The following is a 16,232-nucleotide window of genomic DNA, read 5'->3' on the forward strand; positions in this document are numbered from 1 at the left end:
ATTATGTGGCCTGAAAGTTCTGAATCACCTAAACCTCTGCGTTCTGGTTTAACGACCGGGGCATGCGCGACCGCCTGTTGTGTGGCTGCCGTGCGGGCATTGTTGGCCGGAAAACAGCCTGCAGCGGTTGAGGTAAACCTGCCAGCCAAAGGCAACAAACCGAGCAAGCAGGTGGAGATGGTGATTGAAGAATATCAGGCGCTGGACAATGGCATCCGCACTTCAACGATCAAGGATGCGGGCGATGATCCCGATGTAACCCATGGTTCAACGGTATTTGTAGAGCTACGCCTGACCGAGGCACCAGGAGTGGTGTTCAAGGCTGCATCTGGTGTAGGGACGGTAACCCGCGAGGGATTGATGCTGGCGGTCGGCGAGCCTGCGATAAATCCGGTTCCACGCAAAATGATGACTGAGCATCTGACGAATGCCGCCTATACCTACGGCTATGAGGGTGGCTTTGAGGTCTCAGTGGGTGTGGAAGGTGGTGATCAGATCGCCTTAAAAACCATGAACCCGAAGCTTGGGATCGTGGGAGGACTGTCCATTCTGGGTACAACCGGCATTGTTCGGCCGTATTCCTGTTCTGCCTATATTGCGTCGATCCATCAGGGCATCGATGTGGCATACACAAACGGGATGAACCACATCGCCGCAACCACCGGTTCAACCAGTGAAGCGGCGATCAAAACAGAGTACGACCTGCCAGAGATGGCGCTGATCGAGATGGGCGATTTTGTCGGTGCGGTGATGAAACACCTGAAAAAGGCACCAGTCGCAAAACTCACCATCTGCGGCGGTTTTGGCAAGATCAGCAAACTGGCGAAGGGGCATATGGATCTGAACAGCCGAGCCTCCAGCATCGACCTGGAACATCTGGCTCTCTTGGCCGCAGGTGCGGGAGCCGATGAGGCATTGCAGGATAAGGTCAGACAGAGCAACACCAGTATTCAGGCGTTGAAAGCATGCCAGGTGGCCGCGGTGGATTTGGCGGCGGAGGTATGTCGAGCAGCCTGGTTGCAGGCGCGCAAGGTGATGCCCGCTCAGGTTGAGTTGGAGGTTTGGGCGGTGGATCGAAAGGGCAACGTTGTTGGTTGCTACAAAGGTGAAGCGAAATGAAAAAACTGTTGCTGCTGGGGGGGACCGCTGATGCCCGCCATATAACAAAGGCATTACTCGAAATGAGCTGTGTGCCAACGCGATCGCTGCAGATCGTGTACAGCGTTGCTGGCCTGGTACGCACGCCGAAGCTTCCCTGCGAAGTGCTTATAGGTGGGTTCAGCCAGTTTGGTGGTTTGGCAACGTACATTCGTGATCAGAAAATTGATGCGATTTTGGATGTAACCCATCCCTTTGCCGCGACGATGAGCAGCACCACTGTTTCGGTAGCAAAAGACCTGGGGATTCCATGCTGGCGTTTCCATCGGCCCGAATGGCAGAAACAACCGGCTGATAAATGGCGGTTGTTTGATGATTGGCAGACGCTGATTCCGACACTGGCAGCAAAACAGAGTGTATTGCTGACCGCAGGGCAGCTGACCCAGGACGCAATGGATCAATTGGTTACACAAGCCAATGAAGGCCAGCGACTGATCCTGCGTACCGCGGCCCCGCCTCGGGTGGAATTGCCCGATTCGGTGGAGTGGATTAAAGGGATTGGCCCGTTCCGGCTGGAAAGTGAGCGGGCGCTGTTTCAACACTACGGCGTTGATGCCCTGGTCACGAAGAACAGTGGCGGGGTATCTACAGAAGCCAAGTTGCACGCCGCACGGGAATTGGGTGTTGAGGTGTTCATGTTGCAGCGCCCGGAGCTACCCGATGCTGACCAGCAGTTCAGTGATATCGCCGAAGGAGTGGCGGTAATCAGGGATTGGATGAAAAACGCTTAAACCGCAAGACATGTCGCCCTCAGAGCGGGCTGCTACGAAGCATTGAATCTGTAGCAGCGGGCTCTGACCGCGACAAACAAACTAATTTTATCGGAACTTCAAACGTGCCATTTGAATACGAAACAGACCCGGTTGCGATCGAGCAGGAAAGCTTCCGCCAGATCCGAGCTCTCACCGACCTTGAAGGCCTAAGCCGCGAGGAACAACAGGTGGTGATGCGGATCGTTCACAGTGTGGGGATGCCGGAGGTTGCTGCGCAGGTGCGCTTCAGCCCGAATGCCTGTGCTCAGGGTTTGCAGGCATTGTCTGATAATAAACCGATCCTGTGTGACGCAGAGATGGTGAAGCAGGGGATCACCAAGCGGATGATCAATACGCCACCACTCTGCTTCCTGAACGACCCGCGTGCATCGGAACTGGCAAAAGCGGCAAGCGAGACGCGCTCCATGGCTGCGGTTGAGCTGTGGCGTGAACATCTGGCGGGGGCGGTCGTAGTGATCGGTAATGCGCCTACCGCACTGTTTCGTTTGCTGGAGATGATAGAGAAGGGCGCAGATAAACCGGCCCTGATCATCGGTATGCCCGTGGGGTTCGTTGGTGCGGCAGAATCCAAACAGGCGCTGTGGGATCTGCATCAGCGTCTGGGGGTTGAGTGCATCACATTGTTGGGACGCCAGGGCGGTAGTGCGGTATCGGCGGCGACCTGTAATGCATTACTACGGTGTAATCGGGGAGAGTGGTACTGATGCAGTTGCATATTGTCGGACTAGGCGTCGCCGAGCAGGCGCACCTGTCTCTGGATGCGCAGCAGGTGTTGGCAGAGGCTGATAGGGTGATCGGTTCAGAACGCCAGCTGCAGGTTGTCGAACATCTAACGGGAGAGAATCCAACGTTCCGGTTGCCAAAGCTTGCAGAGCTAAAAGCATTAATTTGCACCTATGAAAAGGAGGGCCTGCAGTCTGTTGTCATCCTCGCCTCGGGTGATCCTCTCTACTATGGTATTGGCCGTTGGTTCAGCCATACGTTTCCGGAGCAACAGCTTAGCTTTTACCCGGCCGTCTCCAGCATTCAGGCGGCTTGTCATCGCCTGGGGCTTGCCTTGCAGGATGTCGAGGTATTGAGCCTGCACGGACGTCCCCTTGAAAAGATCCGCACACAGCTTAAACGCAATCGAACGCTGGTGGTTCTGACCGATAAACACAGCACGCCACAGGTACTGGCGCAGGAGTGTATTGCGGCGGGTTTCCAAAAATCACAGCTTGTCGTCTGTGAAAGGTTGGGATACGGCGATGAACAGATGCGCAGGTACCGTGCGACTGAGCTTATTGCAAACGACACCGAGTTTGATCCGCTGCACGTCACTGTGATCCGGGTACGTGGCTCAGGTGGAGTATTGCCTGAATTCCCCGGTATTGCTGACGGCAATTTCGTCACGGATCGTCCGAACGGTTCGGGCATGATTACCAAGCGCGAAGTGCGGCTTGCGATTCTATCCCTGATGCAGGTGTGTCGTGATGATCAGGTTTGGGATATAGGCGCTGGCTGCGGCGGTGTTGCCGTCGAACTGGCCTACTGGAATCCGGACAGCGAGATCCACGCCATAGAACATCACCCAGCGCGCCTGCGCTGTCTGAAAGCCAACCAGGACAAGTTTGGAGTGGTGGGTAATCTAAATATCGTAGAGGGGCGAGCCCCAGCAGCACTGGCGCATCTGCCTGCACCCGACAAGGTATTTATCGGTGGGAGCGATGGTGAGCTTGAAACCTTGCTTGAGCAAGTTTGGAGTCAACTGCCAGTTAATGGAGTGCTGGTCGCCAGCGCTGTCACTGAGAGCACCAAGCAACACCTGCTGGGATTCTACGAAGCACGCTTGAAGCAGGGCGACAGCTACAGCCAAACCACCCAAATTTCAGTCAATCGCGGCGATCAGCTCGCGGGTCAACTGGTGTACCGACCTGCCTTGCCGGTCACCCTCTTTTGTTTCCGTAAAGCGACCGTAAATGAGGAAGCATTTGATGTGTGAGGCGACGTTTTACGGCGTAGGTGTCGGGCCGGGAGATCCGGAGCTGATCACACTGAAAGCCTTGCGTTTGATCAAGGGGGCGCCGGTTGTGGCGTATCTGGCCAGCGATGAAGGTTCCAGTCAGGCACGTGCCATTGCAAGGGAAGCGTTTGTCGACCAGAGCACTGCGCAGATTGAGATACCGATCTGCATGCCAATGTCCACTGATCGTAGCTTAGCCAACAAGGCCTACGATGAAGGTGCAGCGCTGATTCGCCAGCAGCTGAAAGCCGGTCATGATGTGGTATTCCTGTGTGAAGGTGACCCCCTCTTCTTTGGCTCTTTTACCTATTTACTGGAGCGGTTGCAGGCTGAGTTTAGCTGCCAGGTCGTGCCGGGTATCTCGTCGGTAAATGCCGCGGCGGCGGAGCTGAAGCATCCACTGACCATGTTGAAAGAATCCTTCGTAGTGGTCAGTGGTCGCCATACGGATGAGCAGATCCGTACTGCCCTCAATGATCATGACTCGGTGGTGATTATGAAAGCCGGACGTGCCCGTCCTCGAATTCTGAATCTGCTGGGTGAAACAGGCCGTGCAGAAGAGGCGAGTTATCTGGAATACATCGGGCGTGAAAATCAGCGCATTGAAACCAATCTCAATCGATTGACACCGGAGGCTGGTCCGTATTTCTCGCTATTTGTGGTCACCCGTAAAGAGCGTAATAGCCGATGAGCAAGATTATCGCCCTGACCGAGGCCGGTCTGCGCTTGGCTCAGCAATTGCGTGGGCAGATGGACGATGCCGAGATCTGCTTTAAGCCCAAGCCCTTTGCCGACACCGTGCAGCAAGCATTTCGTGCCGGCGAACCACTGATCTTTATCTGCGCCACCGGTATTGTGGTGCGCACCTTGGCTCCGGTAATCCGTGATAAATACCAGGACCCGCCGGTACTGGTGCTCGATGAGCAGGGGCAATATGTCATCCCGCTTTTGTCCGGTCACGAAGGCGGCGCCAATCAATGGGCTGCAGAAGTCGCTCAGTTGTTGTCGGCGCAACCAGTGATCACAACCGCGAAGCCTTACCTGCAACCCGTGTATGCGGTGGGCATGGGTTGTGAACGTAACTGCCCGGTCGACGAACTGGAAAGACTGCTGATGGATTGCCTTGATCAGGCGGCTCTTACTCTGGACGTGGTGTCCAGCATCAACAGCATCGATATCAAAGCCGACGAAGTAGGACTGATTGAGCTGGCTGAGAAGCTGGGCAAACCGTTCCAGACCTGGGATGTGGATCAGCTCGGTACTATGGAATCGCTTCTGAGTACCCGCTCCGAGTACGTGTTTAACACGGTGGGTGTGTATGGCGTGGCGGAATCGGCGGCGCTCTGTGCTGTACAAGACGTCACAAAAGCAGCCCCCGAGCTTGTACTGAATAAACAGAAAACCCGAAAGGCGACCTGCGCAATTGCACGCAGTTACCCATCGGGGAGCTCATAAGAGCATATGTAGGGCAGGATTTATCCTGCCATTAGGCATAACGGTGGCGCCATAAATGACGCCCTACAGAGAAAAACGAAGACGTAAATGACCAAACTATTTGTTGTAGGTACAGGTCCTGGTGATCGTGAACTGGTGGCACCACGTGCTTTGGCCGCGATTAATGCCAGTACCGATCTGGTGGCCTATGGCCTGTATCTGGACCTGTTGGGTGACGTGTGTGATGGCAAAAAACACCACGATCTGCCGCTGGGTGAAGAGATCAACCGCGCCCGACTTGCGCTGGATCTGGCCGCCAGTGGGAAAACCACGGCGCTGATCTCCAGTGGTGATATCGGTATCTACGCCATGGCCACGCTGGTATTCGAACTGCTCGACCAACAACTGCAGGGCAATGAGAACCACCCGGAGTGGCTGGATGTGGAGATCGAAGTGGTACCGGGTATCTCTGCAATGCAGGCGGGTGCCAGCCGTGTAGGTGCAATGCTGGGGCATGACTTCTGTACGATTTCCCTGTCTGACTTGCTCACCCCGTGGGAAACCATCGAGAAGCGTATTCATAGCGCTGGTGCCGGGGACTTTGTGGTGTCGTTCTACAATCCGGTATCCCGTAAACGTGACTGGCAGCTCAATCATGCCCGCGATCTCTTGTTGCAATACCGCCCGGCGTCTACGCCCGTATTAATCGGTCGTCAGCTGACCCGAGAAGACGAAAACATCCGCATCATCCGACTTGATCAGCTTGATGCTAAAGACGTGGACATGTTCACCCTGGTGAGTGTTGGTAACAGTGAATCCCGTCACATCGTCAACGGCAGCCGTGAATGGGTGTACACACCGCGTGGTTACAAGAAGAAGCTGGGTGTGAGCGAGGAAAGCGCAGTATGAAGGTTTACTTTATCGGCGCGGGTCCCGGAGATCCGGAACTGATGACGCTTAAGGGCCTGCGCATTCTGAAGCAGTGTCCGGTGGTGCTTTATGCCGGTTCATTGATCCCGCGTGAAGTGTTGGCGGAAGTGGAGAGCAGTGCTGAAAAGATCATCGATACCGCCTCAATCGATCTGGAAGCGATCACTGCGCATATCACTCAGGCTCACTCTGAAGGCAAAGACGTGGCCCGTCTGCAGTGTGGTGATCCGGCTCTCTACGGCGCGATAGGCGAGCAGATCCGTCGCCTGGAACAGCAGGGTATTGAATACGAAGTGATTCCGGGTGTGAGCGCTGTGGCCGCGTCCGCCGCCTATCTGGGCAAGGAGCTGACCCTGTCCGGTGTCTCCCAGACGATCATTATGACTCGCTATGAGGGTAAAACGCCGTTCCCTGAGCGCGAACGACTGCCGGAACTGGCACGCAGCGGCGCAACCCTGGCAATTCACCTGGGCATTACCCGGATCCACAAAATTGTGGAGGAGCTGGTCCCTCATTACGGCGAAGACTGCCCGGTAGCAGTGTGTTATCGCACCAGTTGGCCGGATCAGGACAAGGTCACGGGAACGTTGCGCGATATCGTCGCCAAGGTGCGTGCAAAGGGCTTTACGCGCACCGCGCTGATTCTGGTTGGCCATGTGCTCGACAGTGACGATTTTGCCGATTCCTACCTTTACCAGAAGGATCAGGCCCATATCTATCGCCCACGGGTAAAACCCCTTACCCCACGAACAGTGCCGCGGACCGTTAAACGCGACACCTACCTAAAAGACACCGATAAGAAAGAGACAAACGATGCAGCTGAATAAGATCCCAACCACCGTTGTAACCGGCTTTCTGGGTAGCGGTAAAACCACGCTTCTTTCCAACGTCCTGAAACAGGCCGCCGGCAAACGGATCGCCGTAATCGTCAATGAGTTTGGTGAGCTGGACATCGATGCTGACCTGCTACGCAGTTGCCCGCTCGACTGTGAAGAGGAGCAGACGGTTGCTGACGGTGATAACGGCATCTACGAGCTGGCCAACGGTTGTATCTGCTGCACCGTAGAAGAGGAGTTCCTTCCGGTGATGCAGCAGCTGGTGGAACGTCGTGACGATATCGATCACATCCTGATCGAGACCAGCGGTCTGGCCCTGCCGAAGCCGCTGGTGCAGGCGTTCAACTGGCCGGGCATCAAAGAGTACTGCACGGTGGATGCGGTCATCACAGTGATTGACGGCCCTGCGGTTGCAGCGGGCCGTTTCGCACACGATGTGGATCAGGTGCAAGCCCAGCGCCTCGCGGATGACAGTCTGGATCACGATCCAACCCTGCAGGAGCTGCTGGACGACCAGCTGAGTGCTGCGGATCTTGTGGTGGTCAGCAAAAACGATTTGTTGGATACCGACGCACGCTCACTGGTGGAAACGGTTGTTTCGGCCAAGGTCCCAAATGCGGTCAAAACTGCCTACATCAGCAATGGCGAAGCACAGCTGGATATGTTGATGGGCCTGGACGCTGCGGCCGAGGAGCGTATCGAACAGGTACATAACCACCACGATCACCACCACGCACACGGCGAGCACCACGATCACGCCCACGACCACTTCGATTCATTTGTCATCACGCTGGGTGAGGTGGACAGTGACAAGCTGCAGGCAGCGCTGAAATCCCTACTGAGCGACTTCAATATCTACCGCGCCAAAGGCTTCGCGGCGCTGCCGGGTAAACCGATGCGTCAGGTATTTCAGGCGGTGGGTAAGCGTCTGGACGTGTACTTTGATCGTCCCTGGGCGATGGGTGAAAAGCGTAAAACCCAGCTTGTTTTCATCGGCAAAGGCATCGATGAAGCCACTGTGAAGTCCGTACTGGAGACGGCGCTTTAAATGCATCTGTTGGCGGCCCAGCCGGGTGGATTCGTCGATGATGAAGGCATTATCGATCTGGATCAGACACCGGCAGAGATCATCATCCTTTCTGCGGCAGACAGCTCCCTGGCGGCGCTGTCTGCGGGCGTGAGCGCGTTTGCAGTGCATAGCAGTGTGCCGGACGTGCGTCTGGCTAACTGGATGCAGCTGCTGAAACCGGCTGCGTACGACCTGTATGAGCACAAGGTGATTGATCACGCACAGGTGGTGGTGCTTTCACTGCTGGGTGGCCAGAATTATTGGCCGTATGGCTTTGAGCGTCTTCAAGAATGGGCGCAGGGCATAACGGATGGTAACCCGCGTACGCTGATCATTGTGCCGGGTGACGATGCCCCTGATCCCGAATTGTTTGCCGCGTCTACCGTGTCGGAAGAGGCATGTCACCGTGTATGGCGATATCTGCGTGAGGGTGGGATCGGAAATAGCGAACAGCTGCTACGGTTTGTCGCCTCGGAGTACCTAAGCCGTGATCTGGCCTGGCGTGAGCCACGGGGATTGCCTCGCTGCATGCTGTACAAACCTGCACTATCGGAAGGAAAGCAGGGTGGTCAGGCAAGTTTTAGCGAGTGGCAACAGCACTGGCAGCAAAATGGTCACGAACAGAATCCGGTGGTTGCGCTGCTGTTTTATCGCAGCCATCTGCAATCGGCCAATACGGCAATGTTTGACGGGTTGATTGCCGAACTGGAACGACAAAACTTGAGACCGCTACCGATCGCCATTGCTTCCCTGAAGGATGCGGAGTCGATCACGCTGGTGAATGCACTGCTGGAACAGAGTGACGCGTCGCTGATCATCAACACCACCGGCTTTGCCAGCAACACGGTCGCCAGCCCCAATCTGGCCTCCCAACCGACCGATTTTGATTCGCCGTTCTCCAGGCCGGTACCGGTGCTCCAACTCGTGCTGTCGAGTAGTACAAAGGAGGACTGGCAGCAGTATTCCCAAGGGCTGCGCAGCCGGGATATTGCCATGCAGGTGGTATTGCCTGAGATGGATGGGCGTATCGTTACGCGTGCGATCAGCTTTAAGGCAGAGAGTCACTTCGATAAACGGGCTCAGGTCTCGGTGGTACGTTATGCATTACACCGGGAACGTGCCGCATTTGTGGCTGAGTTGGCTGCGCGTCATTGTGCCCTGGCCACCAAAACCAATGGTGACAAACGGATCGCGCTGATCTTGGCCAACTACCCAACCAAAGACGGCCGTATTGGTAACGGTGTAGGACTGGATACACCGGCGTCGACGGTGAATATTTTGAAGGCGTTGTCTACGGCAGGTTATCCGCTTGGTGATGCCAATGATCTACCACAAACCGGTACTGCGCTGATCGAAGCTCTGCTCGAATCCGTCACAAATAACCCGAATACGATACACCAGTTACCCTGCTGGCAAAGTATGGGGTTGGATGAGTATCTGTTTTATTTCAGTAGGTTACCGCAGGGATGTCAGAAAGCAGTTTACGACCAGTGGGGTTCACCTGAGCAGGATATTAAGTATCGAAACGGGCGTTTGATGCTCTCCGGAATTCGCCTGGGCGAGACCTTCGTCGGTATCCAGCCCGCACGCGGATTCAATATCGATCTGGCCGCCAATTACCACGATCCGGACCTGATTCCGCCGCACAACTACCTGGCATTCTATTTCTGGTTGCGGCACTGCTACCAAGTGGATGCAGTGATACACGTGGGTAAACACGGCAACCTGGAGTGGTTGCCCGGCAAGGGCACGGCGTTGTCCGAACGCTGTTGGCCGGATATTGCGTTGGGGCCGATGCCACATTTCTATCCGTTTATCGTCAACGATCCCGGTGAAGGCGCGCAGGCGAAGCGTCGTACCCAGGCGGTGATTATCGATCACCTGATGCCGCCGATGACCCGCGCGGAAAGTTACGGTGAACTGGCCGAGTTGGAAGGGCTGGTAGACGAGTACTACCAGGCGTTGGGCATGGACAGCCGACGCGAGCAGTGGTTGCGTGACGAAATCCTCAAGCAGGTACGCAAGACCCATCTGCTGGATGAGCTGGCCGGTAATACGTCGGATGACGATCAAGTGCTGGCGGAGCTTGATGCCTACCTTTGTGATATCAAAGAAGCACAGATCCGCCACGGCCTGCATATTCTGGGTGAGCTGCCGGGCGATGCAAAACTGGCTGATACTTTGGTGGCGCTGCTGCGCCTGCCGCGTGGTGATGATCCCGCCAGTCAGGGGATCCTGCATAACCTGATCGCTGATCTGGATCTGCGTGGTGGTGCCGAGCTGTTTGATCCGTTGGCTGCTGGTAGAGAGCAGTGGGTTGGTGCAAAACCTGAATTGTTGAAAACTGTCAGCGATGAACTCTGGCGCAGTGAAGCGGATACCCGTGAACGCTTGGAGTTGTTGGCGCTGAAGTGGGTTGAACGCTTTGTGCTGGGTGACGGCGATCTTGATGATTTGACGGATTACCCGCAAACCCGCGCGCAGTTTGAGTACGCGCGAAACCGCATCCATAAGGCGCTGGAGCAGAGTGTCGACCTGGAAATTCGATCGTTGCTTGAGGGTCTTAATGGGCGCTTTGTCGAACCCGGTCCAAGTGGTGCGCCGACACGTGGTCGTTTGGATACGTTACCGACCGGGCGCAATTTCTTCTCTGTAGATAACCGTTCCATCCCCAGTCCCGCGGCCTGGGCGATTGGTGAGCGTTCGGCACAGGCGCTGATTGAACGTCACCTGCAGGAGCACGGTGACTTCCCGCGTCAGCTGGGGCTGTCGGTCTGGGGTACGGCCACGATGCGCACAGGCGGTGACGATATCGCCCAGGCCTTTGCGCTGATGGGCGTGCGCCCGATCTGGGCGCCGGGTTCCAACCGTGTGGTGGACTTCGAAGTGATCAGCACGATGCAACTGGGGCGTCCCCGGTTGGATGTCACGTTGCGTGTATCCGGTTTCTTCCGTGATGCCTTTCCTAATGTGATGAAGCTTTACGATGCGGCTGTTCAGGCAATTGCAACGCTGGATGAGCCGGGAGACGGTAACACCATCCGCCAGAATATCGAAGCGCGTCAGCAGCAATTGATGGCTGAGGGCATGAGTGAAGAGACTGCACAACGGGAAGCAAGCTACCGGGTATTTGGTAGCAAACCCGGTGCATACGGTGCTGGATTACAGGGTTTGATCGATGAACGTTGTTGGGAACAGCGTAGTGATCTGGCCGAGGCCTACCTCAACTGGGGAGGTTACGCGTATGGCAACCAGCAGGGTGATGGCGTGGAAGCACGTGATGCTTTTCAGCACCAGCTTTCCCAGATGGATGCGGTGGTGCAGAACCAGGATAACCGTGAACACGATCTGCTCGATTCCGACGACTACTACCAGTTTCAGGGCGGCATGACCAACGCCGTGACCGTGCTCAGCGGCGAAACACCGGCGGTCTACCACAGCGACCACTCCAATCCGCAGGTGCCGAAGATCCGCACCCTGAAGGAGGAGCTGAACCGGGTCATTCGTTCCCGCGTACTGAATCCGAAATGGATCAATGCGATGCGCGAGCACGGCTACAAAGGTGCGTTTGAAATGAGCGCCAGCGTGGATTACATGTTCGCCTACGATGCTACCACCAATCTGATCGCCGATTACCAATACGAAAAAGTGACCGATACCTTGTTATTCGATCAGGACAACCGGGCCTTTCTGGAACAACACAACCCCCATGCGTTGGAAGAGATGGCAGAGCGGCTGATGGAAGCCACCCAGCGTGGGCTGTGGCAGGAGCCGGGGGAATACGCGGGAAAATTGCAGGATTTGCTGCTGGAGATTGATCAGCGGCAGGAGAGTATTAACTGATGAGCGAGTTTAAGCATCCGCATACCCTGATGGTGCAGGGCACCACCTCCGACGCGGGCAAGAGCATTATGGTGACTGCGCTCGGGCGTATCCTGGCGCGCAAGCAGGTATCGGTGGTGCCGTTTAAGCCACAGAACATGGCGTTAAACAGTGCCGTTACCGCAGAAGGTGGTGAGATCGGCCGTGCCCAGGCCGTGCAAGCCGAGGCCTGCTTTTTACCGCCGAGCGTGGATATGAATCCGGTACTGCTCAAACCCAACAGCGATATCGGTGCCCAGGTGATCGTGCACGGTAAGGCAATTGGCAATATGAAGGCTACCGAGTACCACAACTACAAGCCTGAACTACTGAAAGAGGTGCTGCTCAGTCACGACCGACTCGCCCATCAGTATCAGGCGGTATTGGTGGAAGGGGCGGGAAGTCCTGCCGAGATCAACCTGCGGGAGCACGATATCGCCAACATGGGTTTCGCCGAAGCAGCCGATTGCCCGGTAGTTATCGTGGCGGATATTGACCGCGGTGGCGTCTTTGCACACTTGCTCGGGACCTATGAGCTGTTAAGTGACACCGAGAAAGCCCGGGTGAAGGGTTTCATCATCAACCGTTTTCGCGGTGATGTGACGTTGTTGGAGCCCGGTCTCGACTGGCTGGAAGAGCGTACCGGGGTTCCGGTCCTGGCGGTGATTCCCTACGTAATGAATCTGCATATCGAAGCAGAAGACGCGATCAACCAGCAGCAGAAACACAATGACACCTACCAGCAACTGAAGGTGGTCGTGCCAATCTACCCACGTGCCAGCAACCATACCGACTTTGATGTGTTGCGCATGCATCCGCAGGTGGACTGCGAATTTATGCGTGACCTGAATGACTTCAAAGGTGCAGACCTGATCGTCCTGCCCGGCAGCAAAAACGTACGCGGTGATCTGGCCTGGTTGAATGAGAGCGGATGGGCGGATGCAATCCGTCGTCATCTGCGTCTGGGCGGCAAAGTGATTGGTGTCTGTGGCGGTTACCAGATGCTGGGTGAGTGGATTCACGATCCTGAAGCTGTTGAGTCGGCGGCGGGTTCCAGTGAAGGACTTGGCCTGTTGGCGATGGAAACCACACTGACCGGTAACAAAACCCTGCGTAACGTCTGTGGCGAAACAAAACAAGGCGGGTTGGCCGTTAAAGGCTACGAAATCCATGCGGGGGTTAGCAAAGGCCCGGCTTTGGAGTCGCCTTTGTTTAACATCACACCGGTTGAAGGCGATCAGAACCTGATGCCGGAAGGTTCCCGCAATGACGAGGACACGGTGATCGGCAGCTATATCCATGGCCTGTTTGATGAAGCGGCGCTGTTGGATCACCTGTTGCGGTGGGCAGGGCTCGATCAGGTTGAGCAGTTTGATTACGCCGTATTTCGTGAGCAGCAGATCGAGCGTCTGGCTGACGAAGTAGAGGCGGTTCTGCCGTTTGAACGGATCTGCGAATTGCTGTCGCTGGAGGTCTCCGCTTGAGTATCCTCGCAGCCGTACTGCTAGCGTTGGCACTGGATCGCTTATTAGGCGAACCCAAGCGTTTCCACCCGCTGGTGGGGTTTGGTGGAATTGCGGCAAATATCGAGAAGCGCTTTAACCGCAGGCAAAATAGCCGGCTTGCAGGAGTGCTGGCCTGGCTCTGGGCCGTCTTGCCGTGGGTGGCTGTAGCAACGGTTATCCAGCAATTGGCGGGTACCGGCCCCGTTGTTGGGGTACTGCTTGGTGGTTTCATGCTGTATCTGGCTATCGGTTGGCAAAGCCTGCTGCAGCATGCATTGGCAATTGCTGAGCCGTTGGAAAGCAGTGATATAAATTCGGCACGGAATGCAGTTGGAATGATTGTCAGCCGCGATACCTCCGAACTGGATGAAACCTCCGTAGCCAGCGCTGCTACCGAATCGGTGCTGGAGAACGGCGCCGATGCAATCTTCTCCGCGATCTTCTGGTTCTGCCTGCTGGGCATTCCCGGTGTGGTTTTGTATCGCCTGAGTAATACCTTGGATGCTATGTGGGGCTACAAGAACGACCGGTTTCTCTGTTTCGGTTGGGCCGCGGCGCGTATTGATGACGTGCTCAACTACATCCCGGCACGGTTAACAGCGCTGAGCTACGCGCTAGTGGGTAAAACACGCATCGCGCTGCGCTGCTGGCAGGTACAGGCAACGAGCTGGAAAAGCCCCAATGCCGGGCCGGTGATGGCAGCAGGTGCCGGGGCGATCAATGTGTCGTTGGGGGGGGCAGCGATCTACCACGGACAACTCCAGCAGCGCCCGCCGCTGGGGCCACCCCCTGGGCAAGGTGATCAACCCAGTGCAAAAGGCATTCGTGCCGCCTGCGGATTGGTTAACCGTGCGTTACTGCTCTGGGCGTTTGTTATCACGTTGATTTTGATCGGGGAAGCGTTGCTGTGAATGGACAGATTCTGCATGGCGGTGATCTGATCAGCGCCAGCGCCCGTTATAACATCCCGCAGGATCAGTGGTTGGACCTATCGACTGGGATCAATCCTGACAGTTACCCCGTTGGAGAACTGGCAACTGAAGTATTCCAGCGGTTGCCGTATCAACAACAGGTCTTTGCGGATGCGGTGACCGGCTATTACGGCACTGATGAGTGGCTAGCGGTGAACGGGTCGCAACCGGTGATCCAGGCATTGCCGTTGTGCCTGGAAAAACTCCCGGTGCTTTTGCCTGATGTAGGTTACGACGAGCACCGTCATCACTGGGCAGCAAACGGCAACCCATTGGCGTTCTATCCCGCCTTTGATCTTAACGCAGCGTCTGATCAGATTGAGAGGCGGTTAAGCAAAGGCGAGCCTTTCCATCTGGTGGTGATCAATCCCAATAATCCAACCGGATTAGAGTTCTCCAAAGTGCAACTATGCAACTGGGCAGAGCGTTTAGCGGGCAAAGGGTGTCTGATTGTCGATGAGGCGTTTATCGATACGCAGCCTGCGATCAGCGTTCTGAACGAGCCGTTAAGCGACAAGCTTATCGTGTTGCGTTCCTTTGGTAAGTTCTTTGGTTTGGCTGGATTACGTTTGGGTTTTGTTTTTGCTTCCGATCAATTGCGTTCACAGCTACAACAGCGTCTAGGGATTTGGCAGGTAAACGGGGTGGCACAGGGTGTCGCGACCAATGCCCTGTCCGATCTGGATTGGCAACGGGGGGCACGTCAGGATATCACCCTTAACGCGGAACGTACTGCTCTGCTATTGGCACCGTTGATGGACGCGCTGCAGCCAGATCGCGTCGCTCAGACGCCGTTGTTTAGCAGTTGGCAACTGGACGCGGATATTGCAGCGCAGGTTCAGGACCTCCTTGCCCAACAAGGCGTTCTAGTGCGTCTGATTCCGTTAAGCGAACGCAAGGCGCTGCTCCGGACAGGGATTATCAGCCGCTATAACTGGGATGCTATCGACCGGCTAGACGGTGCAGTGAACGCGTGTATCGAATTACTCAATCATCAAGGTGAGGCCCATGTCTGAGCGACGTATTACAGGCAACCAACCCTACTGCCAGGAAGATCGCGATGCGATCTATCGGGTGATCGCTGAGCGGCGCGATATGCGTCACTTCTCGCAAGAACCGCTGGATCCGCAAGTCTTAAAGCGCCTGTTTCGGGTGGCTCATCAAGCCCCGAGCGTGGGGCTGATGCAACCGTGGCGCTTCCTGCGTATCACCGACCGGGATTTACGTGGACAGATATGTGAACTGGTGGAGCTGGAACGACAGCAAACGGCAGATGCCCTGGGCGAACGCCGTGATCAGTTTGTGAAGCTGAAGGTTGAAGGGATCAGGGACTGTGCAGAAGTGGTGGTTGCTGCTTTGCCGGAAGGGCGGGATGCCCACGTATTTGGGCGCCGTACCTTGCCTGAGATGGATTTGGCATCACTCGCCTGTGCCATTCAGAACATGTGGCTGGCGGCGCGGGCTGAAGGTATCGGTTTGGGCTGGGTATCGCTGTTTGATCCGCAGGCATTGGCGGATCTTTTAAAGATGCCGGTCGGCAGTAAACCGGTGGCAATCCTCTGCATTGGACACGTTGACGGCTTCTATGAACAGCCGATGCTGGTGCAGGAAAAGTGGGCGCAAGAGGCGCCACTGGAAGCGTTTATTTTTGAGAATTACTGGTCTGAACCTGCCCCTGAGGTGTGAGGTTCGA

General features: G+C 55.9%; 14 protein-coding genes. All 14 read left to right on the forward strand.

Features of this window, described 5'->3' with window-relative positions:
• The first annotated feature begins 3 nt into the window (after positions 1-3).
• The 14 genes from QKW35_RS06265 to bluB all read left to right on the forward strand — a co-directional run bounded on the left by QKW35_RS06265 (position 4) and on the right by bluB (position 16,225).
• Positions 4-1,119, forward strand: coding sequence for a cobalt-precorrin-5B (C(1))-methyltransferase (locus QKW35_RS06265; protein ID WP_282351548.1), 1,116 nt, complete (start codon positions 4-6; stop codon positions 1,117-1,119).
• Complete coding sequence (locus QKW35_RS06270) at positions 1,116-1,889, forward strand: precorrin-6A/cobalt-precorrin-6A reductase (protein ID WP_282351549.1); 774 nt, start codon at positions 1,116-1,118, stop codon at positions 1,887-1,889. Before QKW35_RS06265 ends, QKW35_RS06270 begins: the two co-directional genes overlap by 4 nt.
• 104 nt (positions 1,890-1,993) lie before the next feature.
• Positions 1,994-2,635, forward strand: a complete 642-nt coding sequence (locus tag QKW35_RS06275) for a precorrin-8X methylmutase (RefSeq protein ID WP_282351550.1) — start codon at positions 1,994-1,996, stop codon at positions 2,633-2,635.
• Positions 2,635-3,912: a precorrin-6y C5,15-methyltransferase (decarboxylating) subunit CbiE gene (cbiE, locus tag QKW35_RS06280; RefSeq protein ID WP_282351551.1), complete on the forward strand. Its 1,278-nt coding sequence runs from the start codon at positions 2,635-2,637 to the stop codon at positions 3,910-3,912. The genes QKW35_RS06275 and cbiE overlap by 1 nt, the downstream gene beginning before the upstream one ends.
• Complete coding sequence (gene cobI, locus QKW35_RS06285) at positions 3,905-4,624, forward strand: precorrin-2 C(20)-methyltransferase (protein WP_282351552.1); 720 nt, start codon at positions 3,905-3,907, stop codon at positions 4,622-4,624. The genes cbiE and cobI overlap by 8 nt, the downstream gene beginning before the upstream one ends.
• Entirely contained in the window at positions 4,621-5,388 is a 768-nt protein-coding gene (locus QKW35_RS06290; protein ID WP_282351554.1) for a cobalt-precorrin 5A hydrolase, read from the forward strand. Before cobI ends, QKW35_RS06290 begins: the two co-directional genes overlap by 4 nt.
• 87 nt (positions 5,389-5,475) lie before the next feature.
• Entirely contained in the window at positions 5,476-6,276 is an 801-nt protein-coding gene (gene cobJ, locus QKW35_RS06295) for a precorrin-3B C(17)-methyltransferase (RefSeq protein ID WP_282351556.1), read from the forward strand.
• Positions 6,273-7,124: a precorrin-4 C(11)-methyltransferase gene (gene cobM / locus QKW35_RS06300; RefSeq protein WP_282351558.1), complete on the forward strand. Its 852-nt coding sequence runs from the start codon at positions 6,273-6,275 to the stop codon at positions 7,122-7,124. Before cobJ ends, cobM begins: the two co-directional genes overlap by 4 nt.
• Entirely contained in the window at positions 7,111-8,181 is a 1,071-nt protein-coding gene (gene cobW, locus QKW35_RS06305) for a cobalamin biosynthesis protein CobW (RefSeq protein ID WP_282351560.1), read from the forward strand. The genes cobM and cobW overlap by 14 nt, the downstream gene beginning before the upstream one ends.
• Positions 8,182-12,045 (forward strand): cobaltochelatase subunit CobN, encoded by a 3,864-nt coding sequence (gene cobN / locus QKW35_RS06310; protein WP_282351562.1) that lies wholly within the window; start codon positions 8,182-8,184, stop codon positions 12,043-12,045.
• Entirely contained in the window at positions 12,045-13,547 is a 1,503-nt protein-coding gene (locus QKW35_RS06315) for a cobyric acid synthase (protein WP_282351564.1), read from the forward strand. Before cobN ends, QKW35_RS06315 begins: the two co-directional genes overlap by 1 nt.
• Entirely contained in the window at positions 13,544-14,479 is a 936-nt protein-coding gene (gene cbiB, locus QKW35_RS06320; protein WP_282351569.1) for an adenosylcobinamide-phosphate synthase CbiB, read from the forward strand. Before QKW35_RS06315 ends, cbiB begins: the two co-directional genes overlap by 4 nt.
• The gene (locus tag QKW35_RS06325; protein WP_282351570.1) at positions 14,476-15,555 is read left to right on the forward strand and encodes an aminotransferase class I/II-fold pyridoxal phosphate-dependent enzyme; all 1,080 of its coding nucleotides are present in this window, start codon (positions 14,476-14,478) and stop codon (positions 15,553-15,555) included. The genes cbiB and QKW35_RS06325 overlap by 4 nt, the downstream gene beginning before the upstream one ends.
• A complete protein-coding gene (gene bluB, locus QKW35_RS06330; protein ID WP_282351571.1) occupies positions 15,548-16,225 on the forward strand; it encodes a 5,6-dimethylbenzimidazole synthase in 678 nt (225 codons plus the stop codon). The genes QKW35_RS06325 and bluB overlap by 8 nt, the downstream gene beginning before the upstream one ends.
• Positions 16,226-16,232 lie beyond the last annotated feature (7 nt).

The organism is Pontibacterium granulatum, from assembly GCF_029961155.1.
GTDB lineage: Bacteria > Pseudomonadota > Gammaproteobacteria > Pseudomonadales > Balneatricaceae > Pontibacterium > Pontibacterium granulatum.

What these genes read in the sequence shown, in the direction of transcription:
- cobJ (WP_282351556.1), top strand. Translation starts at nt 5,476, where the DNA reads ATGACCAAACTATTTGTTGTAGGTACAGGTCCTGGTGATCGTGAACTG.
- cobN (WP_282351562.1), top strand. Translation starts at nt 8,182, where the DNA reads ATGCATCTGTTGGCGGCCCAGCCGGGTGGATTCGTCGATGATGAAGGC.
- QKW35_RS06290 (WP_282351554.1), top strand. Translation starts at nt 4,621, where the DNA reads ATGAGCAAGATTATCGCCCTGACCGAGGCCGGTCTGCGCTTGGCTCAG.
- cobW (WP_282351560.1), top strand. Translation starts at nt 7,111, where the DNA reads ATGCAGCTGAATAAGATCCCAACCACCGTTGTAACCGGCTTTCTGGGT.
- cobI (WP_282351552.1), top strand. Translation starts at nt 3,905, where the DNA reads ATGTGTGAGGCGACGTTTTACGGCGTAGGTGTCGGGCCGGGAGATCCG.
- cobM (WP_282351558.1), top strand. Translation starts at nt 6,273, where the DNA reads ATGAAGGTTTACTTTATCGGCGCGGGTCCCGGAGATCCGGAACTGATG.
- bluB (WP_282351571.1), top strand. Translation starts at nt 15,548, where the DNA reads ATGTCTGAGCGACGTATTACAGGCAACCAACCCTACTGCCAGGAAGAT.
- QKW35_RS06265 (WP_282351548.1), top strand. Translation starts at nt 4, where the DNA reads ATGTGGCCTGAAAGTTCTGAATCACCTAAACCTCTGCGTTCTGGTTTA.
- cbiE (WP_282351551.1), top strand. Translation starts at nt 2,635, where the DNA reads ATGCAGTTGCATATTGTCGGACTAGGCGTCGCCGAGCAGGCGCACCTG.
- QKW35_RS06315 (WP_282351564.1), top strand. Translation starts at nt 12,045, where the DNA reads ATGAGCGAGTTTAAGCATCCGCATACCCTGATGGTGCAGGGCACCACC.
- QKW35_RS06270 (WP_282351549.1), top strand. Translation starts at nt 1,116, where the DNA reads ATGAAAAAACTGTTGCTGCTGGGGGGGACCGCTGATGCCCGCCATATA.